The sequence below is a fragment of the Undibacterium sp. 5I2 genome, from assembly GCF_035019605.1.
Classification (GTDB): domain Bacteria; phylum Pseudomonadota; class Gammaproteobacteria; order Burkholderiales; family Burkholderiaceae_D; genus Undibacterium.
The window spans coordinates 1-24856 of record NZ_JASJVS010000015.1 but is presented as its reverse complement, the minus strand read 5'-3'; the positions used below and the strand labels follow the sequence as shown (position 1 = coordinate 24856).

General features: G+C 56.3%; 22 protein-coding genes. 14 read left to right on the top strand and 8 right to left on the bottom strand.

Annotation, left to right across the window (positions count from 1 at the left end):
- The first annotated feature begins 118 nt into the window (after positions 1 to 118).
- From acpS to QN359_RS07475, 7 genes are read left to right on the top strand one after another with little or no spacing between them, the layout of a single operon-like run.
- Positions 119 to 571 (top strand): holo-ACP synthase, encoded by a 453-nt coding sequence (gene acpS / locus QN359_RS07505; RefSeq protein WP_322250490.1) that lies wholly within the window; start codon positions 119 to 121, stop codon positions 569 to 571.
- A gap of 45 nt (positions 572 to 616) precedes the next feature.
- Positions 617 to 856: an acyl carrier protein gene (locus QN359_RS07500; protein WP_416200217.1), complete on the top strand. Its 240-nt coding sequence runs from the start codon at positions 617 to 619 to the stop codon at positions 854 to 856.
- 1 nt (position 857) lies between these two features.
- Positions 858 to 2036, top strand: a complete 1179-nt coding sequence (locus QN359_RS07495; protein WP_322250489.1) for an acyl-CoA dehydrogenase family protein — start codon at positions 858 to 860, stop codon at positions 2034 to 2036.
- 32 nt (positions 2037 to 2068) lie between these two features.
- Positions 2069 to 2980, top strand: coding sequence for an amino acid--[acyl-carrier-protein] ligase (locus QN359_RS07490; protein WP_322250488.1), 912 nt, complete (start codon positions 2069 to 2071; stop codon positions 2978 to 2980).
- A complete protein-coding gene (locus QN359_RS07485; RefSeq protein ID WP_323493229.1) occupies positions 2980 to 3963 on the top strand; it encodes a DUF1839 family protein in 984 nt (327 codons plus the stop codon). The genes QN359_RS07490 and QN359_RS07485 overlap by 1 nt, the downstream gene beginning before the upstream one ends.
- On the top strand, positions 3957 to 6473 hold the full coding sequence (locus tag QN359_RS07480; RefSeq protein ID WP_322250486.1) for a glycoside hydrolase family 2 protein: 2517 nt from the start codon (positions 3957 to 3959) through the stop codon (positions 6471 to 6473). Before QN359_RS07485 ends, QN359_RS07480 begins: the two co-directional genes overlap by 7 nt.
- Positions 6470 to 8293, top strand: coding sequence for a serine aminopeptidase domain-containing protein (locus QN359_RS07475; RefSeq protein ID WP_322250485.1), 1824 nt, complete (start codon positions 6470 to 6472; stop codon positions 8291 to 8293). The genes QN359_RS07480 and QN359_RS07475 overlap by 4 nt, the downstream gene beginning before the upstream one ends.
- Here QN359_RS07475 and QN359_RS07470 read toward each other — a convergent pair.
- On the bottom strand, positions 8262 to 9542 hold the full coding sequence (locus tag QN359_RS07470; RefSeq protein WP_322250484.1) for a hypothetical protein: 1281 nt from the start codon (positions 9540 to 9542) through the stop codon (positions 8262 to 8264). The genes QN359_RS07475 and QN359_RS07470 overlap by 32 nt on opposite strands.
- A gap of 108 nt (positions 9543 to 9650) precedes the next feature.
- On the opposite strand from QN359_RS07470, the gene queC reads away from it, so the two are divergent.
- From queC to QN359_RS07455, 3 genes are read left to right on the top strand one after another with little or no spacing between them, the layout of a single operon-like run.
- The gene (gene queC, locus QN359_RS07465; protein ID WP_322250483.1) at positions 9651 to 10382 is read left to right on the top strand and encodes a 7-cyano-7-deazaguanine synthase QueC; all 732 of its coding nucleotides are present in this window, start codon (positions 9651 to 9653) and stop codon (positions 10380 to 10382) included.
- Between the two features lie 32 nt (positions 10383 to 10414).
- Positions 10415 to 11158: a metallophosphoesterase family protein gene (locus tag QN359_RS07460; RefSeq protein WP_322250482.1), complete on the top strand. Its 744-nt coding sequence runs from the start codon at positions 10415 to 10417 to the stop codon at positions 11156 to 11158.
- Between the two features lies 1 nt (position 11159).
- Positions 11160 to 12587: a bifunctional serine/threonine-protein kinase/universal stress protein gene (locus QN359_RS07455; protein ID WP_322250481.1), complete on the top strand. Its 1428-nt coding sequence runs from the start codon at positions 11160 to 11162 to the stop codon at positions 12585 to 12587.
- Between the two features lie 15 nt (positions 12588 to 12602).
- Here QN359_RS07455 and QN359_RS07450 read toward each other — a convergent pair whose 3' ends face one another.
- Both QN359_RS07450 and QN359_RS07445 read right to left on the bottom strand, forming a co-directional pair.
- A complete protein-coding gene (locus tag QN359_RS07450) occupies positions 12603 to 13799 on the bottom strand; it encodes an ABC transporter substrate-binding protein (protein WP_322250480.1) in 1197 nt (398 codons plus the stop codon).
- A gap of 209 nt (positions 13800 to 14008) precedes the next feature.
- Positions 14009 to 15163, bottom strand: a complete 1155-nt coding sequence (locus QN359_RS07445) for an alpha-D-ribose 1-methylphosphonate 5-triphosphate diphosphatase (RefSeq protein WP_322250479.1) — start codon at positions 15161 to 15163, stop codon at positions 14009 to 14011.
- A gap of 314 nt (positions 15164 to 15477) precedes the next feature.
- On the opposite strand from QN359_RS07445, the gene QN359_RS07440 reads away from it, so the two are divergent.
- Both QN359_RS07440 and QN359_RS07435 read left to right on the top strand, forming a co-directional pair.
- On the top strand, positions 15478 to 16356 hold the full coding sequence (locus QN359_RS07440; protein ID WP_322250478.1) for an amino acid ABC transporter substrate-binding protein: 879 nt from the start codon (positions 15478 to 15480) through the stop codon (positions 16354 to 16356).
- 29 nt (positions 16357 to 16385) lie between these two features.
- On the top strand, positions 16386 to 17072 hold the full coding sequence (locus tag QN359_RS07435) for a DUF1045 domain-containing protein (protein WP_322250477.1): 687 nt from the start codon (positions 16386 to 16388) through the stop codon (positions 17070 to 17072).
- A 48-nt stretch (positions 17073 to 17120) separates the two neighbouring features.
- On the opposite strand, the gene QN359_RS07430 is transcribed toward QN359_RS07435, so the two are convergent.
- Positions 17121 to 19244, bottom strand: a complete 2124-nt coding sequence (locus QN359_RS07430; RefSeq protein ID WP_322250476.1) for a TonB-dependent receptor — start codon at positions 19242 to 19244, stop codon at positions 17121 to 17123.
- A 299-nt stretch (positions 19245 to 19543) separates the two neighbouring features.
- Here QN359_RS07430 and QN359_RS07425 point away from each other — a divergent pair, with 299 nt between their 5' ends.
- Positions 19544 to 19756 (top strand): cold-shock protein, encoded by a 213-nt coding sequence (locus QN359_RS07425; protein ID WP_322250475.1) that lies wholly within the window; start codon positions 19544 to 19546, stop codon positions 19754 to 19756.
- Between the two features lie 601 nt (positions 19757 to 20357).
- Here QN359_RS07425 and QN359_RS07420 read toward each other — a convergent pair.
- Both QN359_RS07420 and QN359_RS07415 read right to left on the bottom strand, forming a co-directional pair.
- Positions 20358 to 20555, bottom strand: coding sequence for a DUF4124 domain-containing protein (locus QN359_RS07420; RefSeq protein ID WP_322250474.1), 198 nt, complete (start codon positions 20553 to 20555; stop codon positions 20358 to 20360).
- Positions 20556 to 20630: 75 nt separating this feature from the next.
- On the bottom strand, positions 20631 to 21929 hold the full coding sequence (locus tag QN359_RS07415; RefSeq protein WP_322250473.1) for an acetyl-CoA hydrolase/transferase family protein: 1299 nt from the start codon (positions 21927 to 21929) through the stop codon (positions 20631 to 20633).
- Positions 21930 to 22187: 258 nt separating this feature from the next.
- On the opposite strand from QN359_RS07415, the gene QN359_RS07410 reads away from it, so the two are divergent.
- Positions 22188 to 22799, top strand: a complete 612-nt coding sequence (locus tag QN359_RS07410; protein ID WP_322250472.1) for a glutathione S-transferase — start codon at positions 22188 to 22190, stop codon at positions 22797 to 22799.
- 46 nt (positions 22800 to 22845) lie between these two features.
- On the opposite strand, the gene QN359_RS07405 is transcribed toward QN359_RS07410, so the two are convergent.
- Entirely contained in the window at positions 22846 to 23223 is a 378-nt protein-coding gene (locus QN359_RS07405) for a DUF423 domain-containing protein (protein ID WP_322250471.1), read from the bottom strand.
- Entirely contained in the window at positions 23220 to 24695 is a 1476-nt protein-coding gene (locus QN359_RS07400; protein ID WP_322250470.1) for an oligopeptide:H+ symporter, read from the bottom strand. The genes QN359_RS07405 and QN359_RS07400 overlap by 4 nt, the downstream gene beginning before the upstream one ends.
- Positions 24696 to 24856: the final 161 nt, after the last annotated feature.

The following is a 24856-nucleotide window of genomic DNA, read 5'->3' as shown; positions in this document are numbered from 1 at the left end:
AAGCGGAAATTTTTTAACAATGTTTTTATAAATACACGCAATAATCTGCATTTTCCCCTGCTGAAACAGTTGGCATTCGGCTATTCTTAAGACTTCGCACTCTTTACTGCAGACAGTCATGCATGGCCCATCCTCTTTCTCGAATTTCACTGTGCGTGCGCGCCGACCGGCGCGCAGCGCGGCCACGCGACTCGGCACCGACCTGGTTTGGATACCGGAAATCGAGCAATCGATGGCCCGCTTCGGACTCCGCTATTTGCAACGCTTGTTCACTGCACGCGAACTGCACGACTGTCTGACGGCAGACGGCAGCCATCGCAGCGCCAGTCTGGCCGCCCGCTTCGCCGCGAAAGAAGCCACCATGAAAGCGCTCGCCGTGGCGGCGAACTATGCGCTGCCGTGGCATGCGATTGCCGTACATAAGAAAAATAATGGCAGCCCTGTCCTGTGTCTGACTGGCGCGGCGCGCAGCTTGGCGCAGCAGATGCAGTTGCATGAGGCGCAAGTCAGCCTCAGCCATGAACACGAGTATGCCAGTGCCACCGTCCTGCTCCATTGCCGCCGCAGATAAGCCCTTATCTATTTTTGTGATTAATAAAAAACCGAAAGTCTTCGTATGATCAAACAACAAATTCGTCAAGTGCTCGCTGAACACGGAAAATTCGCCGTCGCCGCTGACCAGCTCGATGACGCAGCCGACTTGTATCAAGCCGGTATGACCTCGCATGCCAGCGTCAATGTCATGCTAGCCTTGGAAGATGCCTTCAATGTCGAATTCCCGGACCGTATGCTCAAGCGCAGCGTGTTCGAGAGTATCAATGCCATCGCCGCAGCGCTGCAAGAATTGACCGCCTGAGATGGCCGCCACCTCTGCCCTGTTGCTGGCCGCGCACCGCGTCGCCAAAGAAGTTGCCGCGCCAGATGCCGACGCGGTTGACCACGATGCGCGTTTTCCGTTGGCAGCCGTGATGGCCTTGAAACAGGAACAACTGCTGAGCGCCTATATACCGACCGAATACGGTGGTGCCGGTGCCAGCTTGGCGGAATTGGTAGAAATCTGCGATGCACTGGCACGCCATTGCGCCGCCACGGCGATGATTTTTGCAATGCATCAGATTCAAGTGATCACCTTGGTAGAGCACGCGCTCGATCAAGAATGGTATCGCGATTATCTGAAGCAATTGGTACGGCATCAATATCTGATCGCTTCGGTGACGTCTGAGATCGGGGTTGGCGGCGAAATGCGGCACAGTCTGTGTGCGCTGGAATCTGACGATGCGCACGAGGGTGAGTACTTTAAACTGAGCAAACACGCCAGCACGGTTTCTTACGGTGCCCAGGCCGATGCCTTGCTGGTCACGGCACGCCGCAACCCGCAAGCGGCCGGCAATGATCAGGTCCTGGTGCTGCTGCAGAAAACCGATTACACGCTCACCGCCACCGGTGTGTGGGACACCATGGGCATGCGCGGCACCTGCAGCCCGCCATTTGATTTGGCAGCCCACGGCCACGCGGCACAAATCATCGACACCGACTTCGCCAGCATGGCGGCGCAAACCGTGGTCCCGGTCTCGCATCTGTTGTGGGGCGGTTGTTGGACCGGCTGCGCCGCGGCGGCCGTCAACAAGGCGCGCGCCTTTGTACGACAGCAGGCGCGCCGGGCACCGGGTACGGTGCCGCCAACTGCGCTGCGCTTGGCCGAACTGGTCAGCATGCAGCAAAGTTTACGCAGTGCCGTGGCCGCCTGTCTGCACGAATATCAGCTCTTGAGCCAGGCCGAGCAAACGGCCGACGGGGTGCTGTCGTCGCTATCGTACTCAGTCAAAATAAATAATCTTAAAATCGCCGCCAGCGAAGCCTTGCCGCAGTTGGTCATGAAAGCGCTGCAAATTTGCGGCATCCAAGCCTACCGTAATGACCAGCCGTATTCGATGAGCCGCCATCTGCGCGACAGCTTGTCGGCGGCGCTGATGGTCGGTAACGACCGTATGCTTGCGACCAATGCCAATCTGTTGTTAGTACTTAAAGACGACTAAGTACCGCCCTCTCACTCTGGGAATATTCCGCCATGTCCATCGATTTCTCTCCTGAACTGCTGAACGACGATTTGATCCGCGCCGGTCATATCATTCCGGTCGGCGTACCCGGTATTTTCGGGCGCGGGCCGGTATTTGAACAAGTCTTGCGCGGCTTTGATGAGTTTGTTTCGCAGCGCGCGGCGGCTGATCAGGCCACCCGCTTGTCATTCCCTCCCTGCCTGGATCGTAAAGTACTCGAGCGCAGTGAATATCTCGATTCGTTTCCACAATTGGCCGGGACGATTTTCAGTTTCAGCGGCAATGCGGCACAACATCAGGAATTGATGGAAAACGTGCATGAGGGACGTCCGTGGACCCATTTGCAAACCATGACTGCGGTGTGTTTGACGCCGGCGGCCTGCTATCCGGTGTATCCTAGTTTCAGCGGCACCCTGCCGGCCGGTGGCAAGCTGGTCGATATGCAGAACTGGGTGTTTCGCAATGAACCTTCAGATGAACCGACGCGCATGCAATCGTTTCGCGTGCGTGAGTTCGTCCGCGTCGGCGCGCCTGATTTGGTACTGGCGTGGCGTGACCTGTGGTTGCAACGCGGCTTGACGATGTTGCAGGAACTCGGTTTACCAGCTCACTCGGAAGTCGCATCGGATCCGTTTTTCGGCCGTGGTGGACGCATGTTAGCGGCCAATCAGCGCGAACAAGAATTGAAATTCGAGGTGGTAGTGCCGGTCATTTCCGCCGCACGACCAACCGCGCTATGCTCGTTCAATTATCACCAAGACCATTTCGGTAAGATCTTCGACATCCACACTGACGATGGTGCCGTAGCCCATACTGCCTGCCTCGGTTTCGGCCTCGAACGCATCGTCATGGCTTTGTTCCGCACCCATGGCATGGTGCCGGCAGAGTGGCCGGCTGAGTGCCGCACGCGCTTGGGTTTATGATGAGCGCGAGCATGCCAGCCGACGCCGCTTGGGTGTCGCATGCTTTGCATGCGGCCGATGCGGTGTGGCCAGAAACGAATTGCTACATCGATGTCTGGATAGAGCTGCTGCATAGCCGCGGACTCAATCCTCTGGCCTGCCTGCCGGTGGTGTTTGCGAATGATTTCGAAGGCGATCACTGGACCTTTTTTAAACCGGCGCATGCAGACTTATTTACCCTGTACGGCGTCGATGTACAGGAACTCCATGTCTGGCGCAGTTTGCTGGAAAACGCCACACTACAACTGGCGCGTGGGCGCGTAGTCTTGTGCGAAGTCGATGCCTTTCATTTACCCGATACCAGCGGCACTGATTACCAACAAAACCATGTCAAGACCACCATCGCGATGGTGAAAATCGATGCTATAACACGGCAGCTCGGGTATTTTCACAACCGCGCTTATCATCGTTTGGCGGGGGAAGATTTCACCCGCATGTTTCGCCTCGATGTCGCCGCAGACCCAAGCTACATGCCATTCTTCGCTGAATTCGTCAAATTCGACCGACTGTTGCAGCGCGATGAAAGCAGCCTGGCCGCAGTGTCTGCGCAACTGCTGCATCAGCATGCCGCACGGCGGCCGCAGCACAACCCGATGCCGCAATTTGAAACCGCCTTGATCACGCGCTTGGAACAACTGCAGCACGAAGGTTTGGCGGCGTTTCATGCCTATGCCTTTGCGAATTTACGTCAGCTCGGTGCCGGCTATAGCCTCGGTGGGCAATATTTGGATTGGCTGCAGCGAAACGGGATCGGTGACTTCAACAACGCGGCACAGGGCTGTGCGGCGATGTCGGAAACCTGCCGCATACTGCTGATGAAAACCGCTCGCGCCGTGGTGAGCAAACGCGCGGTTGATCTGTTACCGTTGACGGCGCAATTGACCCAGCAGTGGCAGCACACCATGACGGCGCTCGAGCGCGCCTTGGCAGAGACGGCATGCTGAGCGCAGCGAACCGCCCGCCGCACTGGCTGCATACCGGCTGGCACATGAGCATGGTGGCAGCAGACTCCTTCAGCCTGCCATCGGCACTGATGGCCGCTGCCTTACCCGCGCTACCCGCAACCCTGCCGGCCACCGCCGCTTCGGTGTTGCGCGCGGCCGGCAACGAAGCACCTGATACCATCGACTTCGATGCGCTCGACATCTGGTTTCACAGCCGGCAAAGCTTACCGGCTGACGCCAGCCACCTGCTGTGCGCCGGCTTGGCTGGCGTGGCCGAAGTATTTTGGAATGATACCCTGCTGCTGCGCAGTGAAAACATGTTCATAGCGACGCGCCATGCACTGGCCGACAGCACGCTGCCCACGCAGGGCATACTGAGTCTGCGTTTCCTGGCGCTTAACACGCTGCTGGCACAACGGCGGCCGCGACCACGCTGGAAAACTCGCTTGGTCGCGCAACAACAACTGCGCTGGCTGCGCACCAGCTTACTCGGCCGCATGCCGGGCTGGTCGGCGCGTGGGGCAGCAGTCGGACCTTATCGCGGCTTGGCGTGGGAATTGGCACAACCCTACACGCTGGAAAGTCGGACGCTACACAGCCGGATCGATGGAACCAAGGTCTGTGTGCAAGCGGCAGTCAGGTTCAGCGGCACAGTAGCACCGCAACAAGTGCGGCTGCATGTCGGCACTGCCGTCAGCGAATTAAGGCTACGAAGCGACGAGCCTGGCAGCTACAGCGCCAGCGGCAGTTTGACACTGCCCGAGGTAGCACTCTGGTGGCCGCATACGCATGGCGAGGCGCCACTGTATCCGGCACGATTAGAGCTCATCGACAGCGCCGGGCAGAACCATGTGTTTGCGCTCGATGCGCTCGGTTTTCGCCAGATTGAGGTCAAACAAACTGAGGATGATTTCCATGTCCACGTCAACGGCGTAGCGGTATTTTGCCGTGGCGTGTGCTGGACCCCGGCCGACATCGTTTCGCTGCATGCCACACCGGAGCAGCAAACAAGCATGCTGCTGTTGGCGCGTCAAGCTGGCATGAATATGCTGCGCGTGGTCGGCACCATGTTGTATGAAAATCCGGCCTTCTATCGTTTGTGCGATGAACTCGGCATCTTGGTCTGGCAGGATTTTATGTTTGCCAATATGGATTACCCGGTCGCCGATGCCGATTTTGCGGCGACGGTACAGCACGAAGCGCAGCAATTTTTACAGCAAGTACAACTGCACCCTTGCATCGCTATTTTATGCGGCAACAGTGAAGTGGAACAGCAGGCCGCCATGCTCGGCATGCCGGCAGCTATCTGGCGTAACAGTTTTTTTGGCGACACTTTGCCGCAGTTATGCCAAGCACTGCGGCCCGACGTACTGTACTGGCCATCGAGCCCGTCGGGTGGCGTGCTGCCGTTCCAAATCGATGCCGGTGTCAGTCATTATTTCGGTGTCGGCGCTTATCTGCGTGGGCCCGACGATGCGCGCCGCAGTGCACCGCGCTTTACCAGCGAATGCCTGGGCTTTGCGAATATCCCCGAAACCGACCTACTGCAGCGCTATGCGCTGCAGCCCGATGCCGGTCCGGACTGGCATGCCGGGGTGCCGCGCGATCATGGCTGCGACTGGGATTTTGACGATGTGCGCGACCATTACGTGGAACAATTGTACCGCGTCGATGCGCGCGCCTTACGCGCCGCCGATACCAAGCGCTATCTGGCGCTGGGACGCAGCGCCAGCGGCAGCATGATGGCCACGACCTTGCAAGAATGGCGCCGCCACGGCTCACTCTGTCACGGTGCCTTGGTCTGGTTTTGGCGCGATCTGCGCGCCGGTGCCGGCTGGGGCGTACTCGATGTCGACGGTCATCCCAAGGCAGCGTATTATTATCTGAAACGGGCGATGGCACCACTGTGCGCATTTTTTACCGATGAAGGTTTGAATGGACTGGCCTTACATGTGGTCAATGACGGCGCCAGCGCCTTTCTGGGCTTACTGGAATTAAGCCTGTTCGGAAAGAACGCACAATGCATCACCCGCGGCAGCCGCCACATCAGCTTGGGTGCACACAGCAGTTGCCAATTCCGCGCCGACGCGTTGCTGCCGTATTTCACCGACAGCGCCTGCGCCTATCGTTTCGGCGCACCGGCTCATGAGCTCGCCTACCTGCAGTTATCCGATGCCACGCACACGCTGGTCAGCGCCTGTCATTTCCAAGCCGGACCGCTGCCGGTAGCGCTGTCGCAGACTGAACTCGGTCTGCGCGGCAGTTGGCAACGCGCCGAGGATGGCACACTGCGGGTCGATTTACGCAGTAACTTGGCGGTACGAACGCTGAGTCTGTCTACACCCGGCTACTTAGCCGATGACAATTACTTTCATCTCGCCCCGGGCCAGCACAAGACGCTGCGACTGCGCGCCGCGGCGAGACCAAGCCCGAGCGCCGGCGCTGCGCCGCAGCTCACGATCAGCGCGCTGAATCTGGACGGCAGCTTCATGCTGCCAGAAGCGCTATGAGCAGCTCAGCTAAGCGGTCGCAGCTCTATCCTAGCCAAGATCTGCTGTCGCGGGCGCAAGCCTGCTGGTTCGGCGACCCGGCGGCGGCACTATTGGCTTGGTTTCATCCGGCCCAGCGCCGCAGCGCCGGTGGCACGCGTGCCTGCGGGGTGGTGCTGTGTCCGCCGTTCGGGCATGAATACTTGGTGGCGTATCGCGCCTACAAACACTTGACCGAACAATTGGCCCAAGCCGGCTTCGATGTACTGTTCTTCGATTATCACAACAGTGGCGACTCGGCCGACCTGAGCGGCGAGCGCAGCGCGCAGTGGCAAGCAGACATAAGCAGCGCCGCACAGCACTTGCGCACCCTGGCGGGAGTGGAACAAATCGCCTTGTTCGGTCTGCGGCTAGGCGCACTGTTGGCCGCCAGCGTGGCCAGTGAAATCGGCGCAGCAGCGCTGTTACTGCAAGCGCCGGTGGTGAGCGGCCGCGCTTACTGTCGCGAGTTACAGATACTGAAATCCACCAGTAGCGCGCAGCACGACCGTGAACACGAAGCTGAAAGCACCGACGAATTCGGCGGTTATCTATTGTGCGCCGCCAGCCGCCAGCGTTTGAGCACGTACTCGCTGCTGACGATGGATGCACCAAGTATGCCGACCCTGATACTGGGACGCGACGACCTCGCCGGTAGCGAGCAGAAACTGGCACGCCATTGGCAAGAACAGGGCGTAGACCTGACGCTCGAGCAGAGTCCCGGCTATGCCGCGATGATGCCGGCCGACGCCCACGAAAGTGCTGTACCAGTTCAATTATGGCAAAACCTGCGCGACTGGTTAAGCGCCAGATTTACCCTGCAACACACGGCGGCAACGCTCCCCCATGCTTTGCGACGCAGCGCCGTCATCGATGCCAGCGGTGCCGCGGTAGGCGAAGATCTGGTTGAGTTTGCCGGTCTGGTCGGAGTGGTCTCGCGGGCTGCTGGGCACGCCAGTACTGCACTGCCAGGCACGCTTCCAGCCATCATACTGACCAATATCGGTGCCAACCACCGCGTCGGCAATCACCGCTTGTACGTGCAATTGGCGCGGCAATTAGCCGTGCGCGGCTTCATCGTATTACGCTTCGATAAGGCCGGTATCGGCTACAGTCGCGCCACCCCGGAAGGGCTGGAAAATCAAGTCTATGCCGACAGCGGCGACGAGGACATGCGCCATGCCATGGAATTCATGCGCTCGGCTTTTCGCAGTAACAGCTTCGTGTTGGGCGGCTTATGTTCCGGGGCTTATTTCGCCTGTCGTGCCGGCTTGAGCGATGAACGCGTGCGCGGATTGATACTGATGAATCAATTGGTCTACCAGCGTACGGTGGGCCGCAGCGAGCGCATCAAATCGACACATTTTTATGCCGCTGCCCTGCGCGATCCGCAAACTTGGAAGCGGCTGCTGTGCGGGCAAGTGCAATGGCGTCAGATCGTCGTCAAACTGAGCCTGCGCGTAGTGCGCCGCCTGCATACCAAAGCCCAGTTGCTGTTGACGAAGTTCCTCCACAATCCGCGTTTTCTCGGCCGGACGGCGCACCAGTTACGTGCACTCGAAGCGCGCGGTAGCATGATCTTGATGATCATGGATGCCGGCGACAGCAGCGTCGATCTGATGACGGAAAACTTCGGCCGCCATGGCAGCTTACTCGGCGACGGCGATGGCATCCATATCGAGATACTCAAGGGTGCCGATCATACCTTTACGCCGCTATGGGCACAGCGACAGGTATTGCACTTGATTTGCGATCAATTAAGCCAACGCTTTATTGCGGCAGTTGTAAACGTGGATAAATAAATTTCCATACCACCACGGTTTCAAACAATTCCACGGCGATCAAGGCAAACACCGCGCCCGCCGGTCCCCAATGTGGGATGGTGTAGGAGGTCAGCGCCACCACCAAGCCGAGCGTAATGGTACCGAGCAAAAACATGGAACGGAACGCGCCGCCACTCATGAGCCAGGAAGTGCCGATCCAGCGCACCGCATTGACGGCAAAATACGCCCCCCACAACATGATGAGCGGATCAAGGCCGCTGTATTTACTGCCGATCACATGCGCTTCCAGCCACGGCAGCGTCAACAACAATACGCCGACGTAGCTGAGCACCACAAATTCGATGCCGACCACGGAAAACAAGGTCAGCTTTTTTAAGGCACTCCAATTATGCTCGGCCATCAAGCGGCTCGCTTCCGGCCGCGCCACCCGTGACCAGGCCGCGACCGCCAAGGGAATCGGCATGAGCAAGAGACGCGAGGCATTGAGATCGGCGATCGCCGCCAAACCCAACCACGCACCCGACAAATAGACATAGCTGTAATTTGACAACCACCCGACCGTCACGCCGAGCACGGCCCAGCGGCCATGGCCGCGGATCGTACTCTGATGGCTATCGATGACTAGCAAGTCAGCGGCAGCAATATTGCTGGCATCGGCGGCCGTACGCTCCAACAGGCGCGCGCGGCCAAACCAAGCACAGAGCAAAGAGGCGCCGGCCAGCAGCAGAAACACGCTGTACAGATCGACCTGCTGACGGCTCAAGAGCACTACCCCGCCGAGGATGACTGCCGCAACATACACGCTGTCTTGGCGCAGCACGCTGTGGATATCCGACTGGATAAAGCCGACCGTGCGACCGTATTCGCGCAAGCCGTTACCGATCACATACAGAGCAAAAGCCAAGCCCAGCGACCACGCTTGCCCATGACCATGGGTAACCGGCGGCAGCAAGGCCACCACCAGCAAGGCCAGCCCTCCCATCGCCAGGGTCCAGAAAATTTGTCGGTACCAGTAACGTCGCAGCAGTACTCGCCGCGCATGCTCATGCACCGCACTGGCGACGGTGGTCAGCGGCCCGGCGATCCAGGAATCGACCAGTAAACCGGCCAGCAAGCCACCGGCGTACAATTGGCCATATAAACCATAGACGTCTTTGCTGACGAAACGGATCAGCATGGCCCCGATGGCAAAGTTGAGGGCACTTAACATGCCTTGGTCGACTACTGAGAGTATCGACGAGGAAAGAAATTTTTTAGTAAAACTCATGGGCTTGCGTTAACATTCATCTTAGACGAACCTTACCACCAACAACGGCTTGCACTGTATGCAAAGTTGCCATCTTTTACAATCAAACATCTATTTTTACATTGTGACATGAACCCTTTTTTTCCCAATGACCGCGCGCTGGTGCTGTTCAGCGGCGGCCAAGATTCCACTACCTGCTTGGCTTGGGCCTTGGCGCGCTATGCCCACGTCGAAACCCTGGGCTTCGATTACGGCCAGCGCCATGCCATAGAACTGAGCGTGCGCCCACACTTGCTGGAGCAAATGCGCGCCTTCTCGACCGACTGGGCCGAGCGCCTCGGCCCCGATCATCTGCTCGATCTGTCTTTGATCGGACAATTATCGCAAACGGCGATGACCGAAGACATTGCCATTGAAATGCAAGAAAACGGCTTACCCAACACCTTCGTACCGGGACGGAATCTGATGTTCATGACGGTAGCGGCGACCTTGGCGGTACGTCGCGGCCTCAATGTACTCGTCGGCGGCATGTGCGAAACCGATTTTTCCGGCTATCCGGACTGTCGCGATGACACCATGAAAGCCTTGCAAGTCGCGCTCAATCTGGGCATGAACACGCGGATGAAACTGGAAACCCCGTTGATGTGGATAGACAAGTCACAGACTTGGCAACTGGCCGAATCACTCGGTGGTAAAGCCTTGGTCGATCTGATCCGTACCGATACCCACACCTGCTATCTCGGTCAACGCGGTCAGTTGCATGACTGGGGCCATGGCTGCGGCACATGTCCGGCCTGTGCACTGCGCGCGCGCGGCTATCATCAGTATCAAGCTATGCCTGCCACCCGGCTGGTCCCGTAGTATTTCAGTCTCAGTTCAATAGAAATCACACCATGCTCATCGCGCTTATGACCGACCTCCATGCCAACCGAGAAGCGCTCAGTGCTTGCCTGGCCCATGCCGAGCAACAAAAAGTCACGCGTTATGCTTTTCTTGGTGATCTGGTCGGCTATGGTGCCGATCCGGCCTGGGTGCTGGACGCTGTCAGGGAACGCGTCGCCGCCGGCGGCTGGGCAGTGATGGGTAATCACGATGCCGCGGTACTGCAGGACGATCACAGTGGCATGCACCACATGGCGCGCCAAGCGGTGGAATGGACGCGCTCGCAGCTGAGCCCGGAACAACTGAGCTTTCTGCGGCAACTGCCCTACCGAGTAGAATTGCCCGATCTTTTACTGGTACATGCGAATGCCTGGGCCCCGGAAAAATGGGAGTACATCGATGGCATCATGGAAGCCATGCGCAGCATGCACGCCTGTAAGGCCCGCGTTACCTTCTGCGGTCATGTGCATCTGCCGACGCTGTATCACCTCAGCTTAACCGGCAAGACCGGCGAATTTTTACCAACTCCGGAAAACAGCATCCCACTGAGCAAACAGCGTCGTTGGCTGGTGATTCCGGGTTCGCTCGGTCAGCCGCGCGATGGCAATCCGGCCGCCTGTTATGCCAGTTTCGATACCGACAGTCTGGAACTCACTTACTACCGGGTGCCATACGACCATGATACGGCGGCGCGCAAAATCATCGCCGCCGGTTTGCCGGCCGCGCTGGCAACACGCCTCCTGACGGGGCATTGAGATGCGCCCACCACGGCTACAAGTCGGCATGGAGTTCGATGGTTATCGGCTCGAAGAGAAATTACACACCGGCGGCATGGCGGCGCTGTGGCGCGTCACTGATCTGCGCGCACGCCATCTCGGCAAACCCGGTACTGAACTGAGCGTGCCACCCTTGATCATGAAAGTGCCGCTGCTGTTCGGCCGCGAAGACCCGACTGCCATTGTCGCCTTCGAGGTCGAGCAGATGATCATGCCCAAGCTGAAAGGCAGCCATGTGCCGCGTTATTTCGGTGCCGGCGACTTCGATACCCAACCGTATATCGTGATGGAACAGATCGCCGGCGATTCACTGCGTAGCCGCTTTGATGAAGCGCCGCTGCCCTTGGCCGAAGTGGTCAATATCGGTATCAAGATCGCCAATGCCTTACAAGATCTGCACCGCCAGCATGTGATTCATCTCGATATTAAGCCCAGCAATATCATGCTGCGCGATGGCCAGGCCATACTGATCGATTACGGTTTGTCGCGCCACGATCGCCTGCCCGATTTGCTCGATGAAGAATTTCGTCTGCCGTTGGGAACCGGCCCGTATATCGCGCCCGAACAAGTGCTGGGGATACGTCATGAACCGCGCAGCGATTTGTTTTCGCTCGGCGTGTTGCTCTATCATTTAGCCACCGGCGAGCGCCCGTTCGGCCACCCGACTTCAGTGAGTGGTTTGAAAAAGCGCCTCTACCGCGATCCCATTCCACCGCGCCAGCACCGTGCCAACATCCCGGGCTGGCTGCAGGAAATTATTTTACGCTGCCTCGAAGTCGATCCGGCGCAGCGTTTCGATACGGCCGCGCAGTTGGCCCTCATGTTGCAATACCCAGATCAACTGACGCTGACAGCACGCGCCGAAAAACACCAGCAAGATGGTTTTTTGACGGTTTTCAAACGCCGCTTCCGCATCAGCGATATCCCGGCCGCTGTACCCGACAGCGTTTCGGAACAATTATCGAAAGCACCGATCATCGTCGCCGCGCTCGACTTGGCCCATGGCTCGGCGACGCTGGCGGAAAATTTACGGCAAATCGCCCGGCGCATGCTGCAAACCGAACCCGGTGCGCGCTTGGCCTGTGTGACGGTGCGGAAAACCAGTCGTTTGGGCATGGATGAAAGCCTGATACAACAAGGCGAAAACATGCATGTCAAACAATTGGTTGAACTTAAGCATTGGGCGCGCCCGCTCGATCTGATTGCCGATAAAATTACTTTCCACGTGCTCGAAGCGCCCGATCCGGCCACGGCCATCATCGAATACGCGCACAATAATGATGTCGACCACATCATCATCGGTTCGCGCGGCAATTCGGCACTACGCCGTTACCTCGGCAGTGTCTCGGCGCAGGTGGTGGCAGAAGCCGGTTGCACCGTCACGGTGGTCAGGCATACCGAGAAATGATCAAGGCCGCCGATTTCAGCGCGTACGCGAAATCAAACTGCTGCTGGCGTCTTCTTTGTAGGCATACGAGACTTTTCCATGCCGTACTTCGCCCATGAACAACATGTTCTGGGTGATGGCTTCGTGATCGCTACTGGAGAACGGCTTTTTATAGCGCGTAACAATAGTCGAAGTCGCTTCGTACTTCATGTTTTCCAAGGCGGCCTTGATCTCTGAGGGCACCGTGCTGTTGGCCTGCATGATGGCCAGACTCAAGATACGCAGGGCATCATAGGTCTGCGCCGCCGAGACTGCGGAAGGAATATGTTTGACCTTATTGATGCGTAAATAAGACAAGACAAAGCCATTGCTGCGGGTCGATTCGTTTTCGATGAAGGTAATCGGCATACGCACGCCTTCGGCATTGCCGCCGGCTTGTTCGGCAAACGTGTGTTGCGACAAGACCCAAGAACCGGCCAGCGGAATATTCAGATGCGCTCGGCTGACGCTGTTGGCGATCGCGATCGCTTCATTGGGCAGACAATATAAAATAATGATCTGTGCCCCGGCTGCCTTGGCGCTGGCGACTTGTTTTTGCATATCGGTTTCACCGATCTTGACACTTTCGACGGCGACCGGTGCCAGTTTTCGCGTTTTCATTTCCGCTAACAGACTGTCCTTACCAAACTGCCCGTAAGGGCTGTCGTCATGCAAAATAGCGATTTGCGTGAGCTTGCGTTTGTCGATCACATCACTGAGTATCGCCACCGGTTGCAGCTTATCGCTGGCGGCGAGCCGAAAAATATAACTGTCGTGGATGGCTGGCGGCATGAATTGCTCGCTCAATTTGGCACCGGTGGCGACCGTGACGATCAGCGGAATTTTTGCCTCCTGAAACACTTTAGCCGCTTGCAGAGCCACGCCGGTATTGGCAAAGCCCACCACCGCCACGACCTTATCTTCAGCAATCATTTTCTTAGCTAAGGCCACTCCGAGTTCCGGCTTGGCTTCGTCATCGCGCTCGATCAATTCGATTTTGCGCCCTAACACCCCACCCATTTGGTTCAAGTCGCTCAGAAACACGCGCGCGCCACCGCGCAGGCTCTCACCCATGTCAGACGAAGATTTGGCGCTGAATGGCCCGATCACACCTATGCGTATCGGTGGTGGTTCGGCGTAGACTGCTTGGGAAAGGGAAAAGAGGGTACTGATCAGTACCATACGATGTAGCATGCTTGTCTCCGAAAGGATGTCGGTAAAAGTACAGCCGGGTTTCCCCATGACTATTCAGCCATTTGTCTGCAGAGCAACATTAGAGACTAGCAGGAACATTGTCAACCTGAACATTGACGAGCACGTACGGCAAGGGCATAGCAAAACAAAACAGCGGCGCGAGCATGTTGTTAATTGGCACGCATGCAAAACAAATGGGACAAACGCAATTACCAGATTTGCCGGCCTTGCACCCAGCTGCCCAGTACTACCGGCACACCCTCACACACACGCACCCGTAAAAAATCAGCACGCAAGCCGGGAGCGATCTGACCACGGTCATGCAAACCGAGCAAGCGGGCCGGATTACTGCTGACCGTCGCGATCGCTTTCGGCAAGGAGTAGCCATGCTCTTGCAATAAAAAGGCCGCCTGCAATAAACTCGCCGGGACATAGTCAGAGGACAAAATATCGAGCAAATCATGGCGCGCCAATTCAGCCGCCGACACATTGCCCGAGTGGGAACCGCCACGCACACAATTCGGCGCCCCCATGACCACGGCCAAGCCATGTTCACGCGCACATTCGGCTGCGGCCAAACTGGTAGGAAACTCAGAAATGCGCACGCCGTCGCGCACCCCTTCGAGCACATGCTGGCCAGTGGTATCGTCATGCGAGGCCAATACCAAACTCGGATTTTGCGTCAGACACAGATGAACCAATTCATCGCGGTTATCGGCGACATAACGCTGTTGTCGGGCGAATAAAATCGACAGCATTTGATCGACTTTTTGCTGGCTCCAGCCGCGCTTACCGGTAACATAGGTGCGGTAGTGATCGAGATCGGTCCATTGGCGCTGACCGGGCGTATGATCCATCAGCGAGACGAGCTTGAGTTGCGGGTGGTGTAATAAGGGCTTAAATAAGGCCAATAAATCCTGTTCGGCCAATTCCATACGTAAGTGTAAGAAATGATCGACCCGCAACAAGCCGGCCGCGCGCGCTTGTTCTATGCCGGATATGCACGGTTGCAAGCTTTGACTGCGCACGCTCTCGGGGTCTAAGTCGCCGACGGCAATCGCATCGAGCACGGTGGTGATGCCGGCAGCGGCGATCTGGGCATCATGCGCGATGATGGACGGTAAGATCGGCCAATTGACCTTAGGCCGCGGCATCAAATGTTTTTCCAGATTATCGGTATGTAATTCCACCATACCCGGCAACAGATAGTCGCCCTGCCAATCATCGGCCGGCATAGTCAGGTCACCGCCACTGACTTCGCTGAAATAACCATGCTTTAAAGCTACGCTACCGCTGACAACTTGATCGATCGTGACGATGCGTGCGTTGCGTATCAGCCGCTCTGGGAACGAGTGTAAATTCATGAACAAATTACCCTATGGAAACAAGCTGCCTGACAATAGCATGCTTGCGGCTGTATTTTACGCGCACTCAGTGGCACATGGCTTATTGTTAATAAATAAAACATATTCACTTTCCTGGTGATTTGCACCACCTATCAGGGCCACAGCGGCCATACAATATGGGGGAAATATAAATAATTTCGATTCTTTGTTCCGGCACGAGGCTGGTAAATTTGAGTAGCTTGATTGTCTTTGCTGTTCGTCCCCGGTTTTTCGTCTGCTGTACGCTGCTCGGCCCACAATCAACCACTCGCTTTCTCGATAGGAAAACCACTATGCATCGTGTCATTTTGTGTCTGTTTTTCAGCCTGCTGCCACTGCTCTCTTGGTCTGCCACTGACAGTGTGGCGAAAATTCGCAAAACCCAGACCTTGATCATAGGCGTGCGAGAAAGCCCGCCCTTCTCCTTCACAGACAGCAATAAGCAAGTGGTCGGCTATTCGGTTGATTTGTGCTTGAAAATCGCCGATGCGGTAAAAAAAGAGTTGAAATTACCGAATCTGAAGCTGCAGTTTTTCCCAGTCGATTCGACCACCCGCTTCAGCGCCTTACAAGAAGACAAAATCGATCTCGAATGCGGCAGCACGACCAATAATGCCGACCGCCGCAAACGTTTCGATTTCACCATTCCACATTTCTTTTCCAGCGTACGCGCCGTGGTGCGCAGTAACAGCCAGATCAAAAACTGGAACCAATTCCGCAATCGCACCATCGTGACGACCAAGAGCACGACCACGGTCAAATTGCTCAGCGATCGCAACGACATCAATTCCCTGGGCATCAAATTAGTCGAGGGCGATACCGATCAAGAGTCATTCAAAATGATTGAAAACGGCAAAGCCGATGCCTTCCCTATGGATGATGTGCTGCTCTACAGCTTACGTGCCGATGCCAAAGACCCGAGTGCGTTTGCGATTATCGGCGAACCCTTATCGGTGGAGCCGTATTCGATCATGTTGCGTAAAGACGACACAGCATTCAAAAAAATTGTCGATACGGAAATGCTGCGCATTATTCACGACGGTGAAATCTATAAAATTTACGACCGCTGGTTCATACGCCCGATTCCGCCAAAAGGATCGAATTTGAATATGCCCATGGGCTTTTTGCTGCGCGATTCACTGCGTTTCCCGAGCGACCAGGTCGGTAACTGAGTCCGCGCGCTACCGATACTGCTCCCACCATGATGCGTTACGCCCTGTATTTCTCGCCCGATCCCGCCAGCGCTTGGTGGCAAGCCGGTTGCCACTGGCTCGGGCGCGATCCCTCAACGGCGGGCGACATGGCGCAATTGCGCATCGCCGATGTCAATCCTAAGGTGTTTCATCATCTCAGTCGCGATGCGCGTCGCTATGGTTTTCATGCGACTTTGAAAGCGCCGTTCCGACTCGCCGAAGGTTACGACTTAGCGCATCTCGACCGCAGTTTGCAAGCGTTTTGCCATCAGCAAAAAAGCATCACCGTCGCGCCACCGCAAGTTGAGTGGCTGGGGCCATTTCTGGCATTGCGCCCGAGCGCAGACGGCGGTGAATTGCATCACTTGGCGATGCAGTGCGTGCGCGATTTCGATCATCTGCGCGCGCCACTCAAGCCAGAAGAGCTGGCGCGGCGTCAGCAACAACAACTGAGTGCCCGGCAATTACGCCTGCTGCAGCACTGGGGCTATCCCTATACCGAAGAAGAATACCGCTTTCACATGACGCTCACCGATGCGCTCGACAATACCGATGCTGCAGCCGCCATCCATCAGGCAGCCGAGCAGCACTTCGCTATCGCCGAGCCGCTGCAGATCAAGGATATCGCCCTGTTTGCGGAACACCAGCCGGGTGCCGATTTTGCGCTGATACGGCGTTACCCACTGAGCGCCTGAACCCAGGGAAATGCGCCGCGCAGGGGTAGCGCCGCGCTCCAGTCACACTCACCAGGCGTAAGCCGCCTTGGCGTAGTAATAGCGACCATTGAAGCCGTAAGGCGAGAAGGTACTGTAAGCCAAGGTGCCGCCACTGTTGAGATTGCCGGCCGAAGTCACTTGATCCGGATATTGATTGGTCAAATTATCTATCCCGCCGGTCAAGGTCCAATGACCAAGCCGGTAACTGAGCGCCGCATCAAGCACCACATTGGCACCGTAGGTTTGGTCCAAGGCCGCATTATTTTGTGGCGACGCGAAACTGCCATAACGGCTGGCTTGCGCATGCGCGAGCCACTGTGCGACGCTGTAATCGGCCGCCAAGCTGAGCTTGTCTTTCGGTGCAGAAACGGTGGCCCGCAAGATGCTCTGCCGGTCGACCAGAATCAAATTGTTTTGCGTCAGCACTGCCGGATTGTCAGCCACCCGCGTTACGGCCGTATTATTGCGGTTATAGCCCAAGGTAAATGCCAATTTATCGGCACCAGACAAAGCCAAGGCCCAAGTACCGACTACATCGACACCGCGATTGCGGGTATCGAGGGCGTTGGTAAAGTAACGGGCGGCAGCAACCGGAACGCCTTGTGCCGCCAAGACACTTTGTAAATTCGTCGGTAATACCAAATTGCCAGAATACAGAATCCGGTTATCGATTTCGATTTGATACGCATCGATGCTCAAAGACACATTCTTGGCCGGCTGCCAGACCGCACCCAGACTGAGGTTACGCGATTTTTCCGCTTGCAGTGGCTTGGCACCGAGTGCCTTGGCGGCCGCCGTTGCTACCCCGAAAGTACCGGTATCGACCAATTGCGAACTGCCATTGATGGTAATGAGGTTACTGGTCGAAATCGTGTAATTCTGTTGCGCCAGCGAAGGGGCACGGAAACCGTTCGAGGCCGCGGCACGCAGCGCCAGCTCAGGGGTGAGCTCGAAACGGCCCGATACTTTAGCGGCTGCGACACTGCCGAAATCACTGAAATTCTCATGGCGCAAAGCCACCGTTGCACGCAAACGGCGAGTCAGTTCAGCCTCGACGTCGGCATAAATCGCTACGCTGTGGCGGCTGAAACTACCGGCATTCGATGACTGGAAACCAGCAAAACCTTGGGCACCGCTGCCGACATAAGAATTTTTCTCACCGGCACTGATCTGATATTGATCTTGGCGTAATTCGCCACCAAGCGCCAGCGTCAATGGCTGTTCGAGCAAAGCCACGTCGATTTCACGCGCGGCATCGAAATTTGCCAAGGTTTGGGTATTTTTCAATTTTCCGATATAAAAACTGGTCGGACTGGCAGTACCGAGACTCAGATTAGCGCTGTGGTTGACGTCGAGACTGAACTCATTGCTGCCGTAATTGAGGCTGGTATCCCAACGCCATTCGGCGGCGCGTCCTTTGATGCCAAACACGCCAGAGATATCTTTATTCGTGGCCGCTTCATTCGGTAAAAAACCCTGTGGATACAAAGGACTGCGCAAAGTCGTGCCGCTGGTGTAGGCGGTGCGCCAGGTAGCTGGTGCATCGGTATCTCGCTGACTAAGGCTGAGTAAGGCATAGAGTTCGACGTCGGCGTTGAGCGGCAGTGCCGCATTGAGTGCCAGATTACTCTGCTGCAAACGCGGGTCGCCCTGAAGTTGCGTGATTTGACCATAACGCGGCTCAAGCGGATTGCGTAAATCCGGGCCGGCACGGTTCGTGGCACCTTGGGTTTTCTGTTCGGCCGTCACACGCAAGCAGCCTTGCTCACCGAGCGGCACACCGAAGTTGGCGGACAAATTGCCGGCACTGCCATCACCACGACTGGTCTGGCCCACCCCGGCTTCGATCACGCCGCCACTGGCACCTTTTTTCAAAATGATATTGATGACGCCGGCAATCGCATCCGAACCATACTGGGCCGAAGCACCATCGCGCAGCACTTCGACGCGTTCAATCGCGGCTAAAGGAATGGTATTGAGATCGGGTGCAGACGAACCGCGCCCCACCGTACCGTTGACATTGACGACGGCCGAGCTGTGCCAGCGTTTGCCATTAACCAACACCAGCGTTTGATCCGGCGAGAGGCCGCGCAATTGTGCCGGCCGGCTGGCCGAAGTCCCGTCGGCCACGGCCGGACGCGGAAAATTCAAACAACTTAATGGATCGTCGCAAGCGACGATCCATTAAGTTGTTCGCTGTAGCAAATGAGTTTTCGCAAGAACTTTGCACACAAAATAAAAATAATACTTGGCCACGATTGACTTTTCATGTATATTGCGTTTTGTACTTGCATCAAGTCGTTATATTGTTGGTCCCAATTCCGCATGGCTGTATCCTCTGGCTGTTCTGTTTTTTCTCCTCCGGTTTCATTCCTTGGTTTCAAGTGCCCAGATCGCATGCTGAGCAATTTTGCTTATGCGATACCGCTTTTTACTTAAAGGAATTTACTATGAGCACACAAACAGGAATCGTCAAATGGTTCAACGATGCTAAAGGCTTCGGCTTTATCGCTCCAGATGCAGGTGGCGCTGACTTGTTCGCCCACTTTCAAGACATACAATCGAGCGGCTTCAAAAGCTTGAGCGAAAACCAGCGCGTTTCTTTCGAACGCACTTCTGGTCCTAAAGGCGACAAAGCTGCAAACATTCAAGTTCTGGCGTAATTGTTGATGCCAAGGCCCCAGGGCATTGGCATAGATCAACTAGCCATTGTCGCCATGATGGTTTTTGTTTGAGCAATCAAGCCTGCTTGCACTATGCAGATAGCATGGGCAACACGGTATACAAATTCCATCGGTGACGCCCCCTTCACAAGTCGGTACTACGCGCTCACGCGGCATACTGATGCACCATCGATTCTCACCGGCCGGTGACACCACGCAGATAGCATGGGAAACCGGGAAATGGCGTAGTCGATGTTTGAAGCAATTCGTGCTGCCCTTCCCCCCAGTCCGCGCCCGCCTGACGGTGCACAGACCGTAGCGGAATGGGTATTGTGAAGGTTCTCATTCGTTTTAACTCTGTCAAGCGCTTACGCTGACATTGACAGGAACAGACGACTCACCGCCAGCACCGCGCAGATAGCACGGGCCGGCACCAGTCGGCGACACCAAGCAGATAGCATGGGTTGCCCACGAGTCGACGTAATGAATGGATCGCCCACCCTATGGTGGGCTTTTTTACGTCTGTAAGAAAATATCTCCATCAGCCACGCGATACGGCATCGACCGATTGCTCACCGATGTGTATATGGCATGGCGCTGATCAGCGCGCCGGCACACTCGGCGTCGCACCCGGCTTGCGCGGCGTTGCAGGTAGATTCTTCACCTTTACCACCTTGCCATTGCCGGCGCACGGGCTGTCAGACCACACCACGCTGCCGTTAACAGTACATTTGAATACGGGTGTGTCGGCATGCGCGACGCCGGACAACAACAAGACCAGCAGGAAAAATGATTTCATCGGCTTTGGTAACGAAGTGTTGAAGTTCGATATTATTGCACGTTTTATAATTTTTCCTGTTGTTATCCTGCCGCCTCAGTCAAGCAAATGCAGCCGTTGCGCTTCGCGCCGCAATTCGGCGCGGAAGTCAGGATGGGCAATGCCGATCATTTCGGCCGCCCGCTGCTTGGCCGATTTGCCACGCAATTGCGCTACACCGAATTCGGTGACGACGTAATTGATGTCGTTTTTACCGGTCGTGACATGGGTGCCAGCCGTCAGCGTCGGCACGATGCGTGTGATGCTGTTGTCTTTGGCAGTGGCTGGCAAGACGATGAAAGCCTTACCACCACGCGAACGGTTCGCGGCGCGGACGAAATCGACCTGCCCACCGGTGCCGGAATACGGCAAATGTCCGAGACTTTCGGAACCGCATTGGCCGAGCAAATCGATCTGCAAAGTCGCATTGATACCGACCAGATTATCGTTTTTTGCCGCCAGATACGGATCATTGGTGTAATCGACCGGATGCATTTCTATTGCCGGATTACGGTGCAAAAATTGATACAGTTTTTTCGAACCGAGCGCAAACGTGGCGATCATTTTTCCCGGCAAATAATTTTTCTTCCGATTGGTGACGGCACCGCTTTCAAACAAGGTCAAAATACCGTCACCGATCATTTCGGTATGAATGCCGAGATCGTGTTTATGCACCAGCTGGGTGACGACGGCATCGGGAATACCGCCGTAACCGATTTGCAGGGTCGAGCCATCGTCTATCATATCGGCGACATATTTGCCTATCGCTTGCTGCACCGGTCCGATCTTCGGCAAACCGACTTCGGTCACGGCTTCATCATTTTCCACCAGCGCGGTGACCTGAGAAATATGTAAGTGGCAATTACCGTGCGCAAACGGCACATTCGGATTCACTTCAATCACCACCGCACGCGCCTTGGCGATCGCTGCCATGGTGTAATCGGTAGCCAGGCTGAGCGAGAAATAACCGTGTTCATCCATCGGCGAAGCCATGGTAAACACCACATCCGAACGGAACAAACCGCGCTCGAACAGCATCGGCATTTCGGAAAAATAACTGGGGGCGAAATCGATTTGGCCCGACTGCCCACCGGCGCGCGAGGCAGCCCCGAAAAAATACGACAGATGCCGCACATGCTGCGTCGTTTCCGGGTCGAAATAGCCGTATTTGCGAACTGCCAGAATCTGCGCCACCGTCACGCCATGAAAGCGCCGGCGCTGGGCCGACAAGGCATTCAACAAGCTCGGCGGCTCACCGACGCCGGTTGGCACGACGATGTAATCACCATCGCGCAGCAAATCCAAAGCCTGTTCGGCGGAAGTCAATTTTTGTCGGTATACATCCTGTACTGTCATGTCATCCACACTTTCTATTTTTTTTGTATCAGAGTCTCCATCTGCCGTGATGGTAGTACTTGGCAGCCTAAGAAACTGTCATGCCAACGACAGTCTCTCAGCATCGTGCCCAGCGCCCCCGTCTGCAGGCTTGATCATCACCGTAGGAACTTACACGAACATGACGAGGTGAGGAATCGAAGCGCTTTCGGGCGAAACAGCACGCTTGTGCGAATTTAGGCATAATGAGGCTCCAACCATCACATTCACGGGTCTGCCATGATAGAAGTCCACCACCTCAAAGAATCGCGTTCACGCCGTATCACTTGGATGTTAGAAGAATTGGGGCTCGATTACACAGTAATCAGTTATGACCGCGACCCGAGCACGCGCTTGGCACCGCCAGAACTGAAACTGATCCATCCACTCGGCAAAGCGCCGGTATTACGCGATCAAGACATGGTACTGATCGAGTCGGGTGCGATTCTCGACTACTTGATCACGCAATACGGCCAAGGGCGCTTCGTCCCCGCGGCCGGCACACCGGATTACTATCGCTATGTGCAATTCATGCACTATGCCGAAGGCTCGGCCATGCTGCCTTTATTATTGAAATTGTATGTAGGTCGTCTCGGCGCAGCCGGCGCACCGCTGCATCCGCGCATCCACAGCGAAATCGCCAATCACCTCGGTTATCTCGATGCCGAACTGAACGGGCGCGACTTCTTCGTCGGCCAAGAACTCAGCGGTGCCGACGTGCAGTTATCATTTGTGGCGCAACTCGGGGTGCGCAATGGCGGGCGCGAGGCGTTTCCTAACCTGAGCCGCTTCGTCGACATGATCGAAGCACGTCCGGCTTATCAGCGCGCCGTGGCTAAAAACGGCGAATAAAGCACTGCGTCGGGCCAGCGCATTCAAAATGCGCTGGTACCAGGTTTCAGCGCCGCTGCAGCCAAGCGGCCCAAGCCAACATGGCCCAGCCAGCCAGGAATGCCAGCCCGCCCAGCGGCGTGATGGCACCGAGCCAGCGCAAGCCAGACAGCGCCAGCAGATACAAGCTGCCGCTGAAAATCACCATACCGAGCAAGAACGCGATGGCGGCACGCGCCAGCCAGCGCGCATCGGCGTGCTGGCCCAGCATGGCGATGGCGAGCAGGCCGAGGGCATGGATCATTTGATAATGCACGGCGGTTTGCCAGATCGCCAGCATCTCCAGGCTCAATACTGTTTTCAATCCGTGCGCACCGAAAGCCCCGGCTGCCACGGCCAGGAACAGATTGATGGCCGCTGCCATGATCAGCCCTGGCGGCTTCATGCTGTGGCCTCATCGCTAGGACCACTGCTGATGAGTGTGCGTAAAAATGGAATCAAAACTACCAGCAAGAGCCCGACCCCGACACTGCCCCAGCCGAGCATGCCGAACACCTGGCTGTAAACCGGATTACTGCTGACGGCCCCGCCGGCGGCAGGATCGGGCACCATACCGGAAAAATAACTGGCCAGAATCGAGGCCTCGCCGGTGACCAACATCCACGTTCCCATCATTACTCCTTGATATTTGGTCGGTGCCAAGCGCCCTATCATGGCATAGCCGACTGGTGAAATCAGCAACTCACCAAGGCTTTGCAAGATATAACTGATGAACAGCCACTTGAATGCCACCATGCCATCGGCCGGGGCCAGCCAGATTCCCAGCGGCAGCACTAAAAAGCCGCCGCCAATGAGCAGCAGCGCCAGCGCAAATTGTAGCGGCACATCGAGCTTCCAAGCGCGTGCGCGCAGATGTTTGAACCAGATCGCCAGCAAGGGTCCGCCTATCATAATCACAAAGGCGTTGATGTTCTGTATCCATTGCGGCGCAATTTCTACGCCCCACACCAGGCGATCGACATTTTTATCGGCAAACAATTGCAAACCAGTAGGGGCCATCTGATACAAAGTCCAGAACACCAAGGAACCGAGCGTCAGCATCAGGTAGGCCGTCATATTGCGCCGTTCGCGGCGCTCGCGATGCAGCAAGGTCAAGGCCGCCAATGCCAGGCCGACTGCGCCACCGATCCAGAGGATGATTTGCTCGGTCGATTCGGCTTGATGCAGCAGGTAAAACACCACCGGCACCAAACCGATCAAGACGGCCAAACCGAGCGCCAAGTTTTTCCGAAACTGCGCCGGTTTGAGCGCGCTTAAGGGCGTGTTACGGTCAGCCAGCGTGTTCCAATTCAGTGCTGCCAACACGATGGCCACAAAATTGCCGAGCGTGGCAAAGATGAACAGGCTGGCGTAATCCTGCTCAAGCTGGTAATAGCCGGCGGCGGAAAAGCCGATGAAAAAGCCGAGATTCATGCCGGCGTAATTCCACAAAAAAGCACTCTCGCGACGCTCATCCTCAGGCGCGAAGCGTTGCGTGAGCATCATATTGATACAGGTGACGTTGAGCCCGCTGCCGGTCAAAAACAAAGCCAAACCCCAATACAACTGGGCCACGCTGCCACCGGAGATACAGGCGCAGCCCAACACTTGCAAGAGCATGCCGCCGATGAACAGATTACGGTTACTGATCAATCGCCCGCCGAGGTAACCGCCAAACAAATGCAAGCCATAATTGAAGGCACCGAACACCCCCATGATGGCCGTGGCCTCTTTGATACTGAAATGCAGTTTGCTGGTGGCATACAAGACCAAGGTCGAATACAGTACGGCAAAACCGAGCGTGGCAAAAATTTGAATGAAAAACAGTGCGGCCGAACCGCTCGGTATGGCGGCGAATTTTTGTTTGAGGGTGAACAAAGCAGGCTCCTGTGGTGTGGCTGGCATTGTAAGGCACAATGCCGTGTCAGGAGCGGGAATGCGGTGTTGCGTTGCAACCGGGGCGAACAACTTAATGGATCGTCGCAAGCGACGATGGAAAAGACTCTGGAAGGGGTTTGCATCCCCTCCCATCGCGTCGC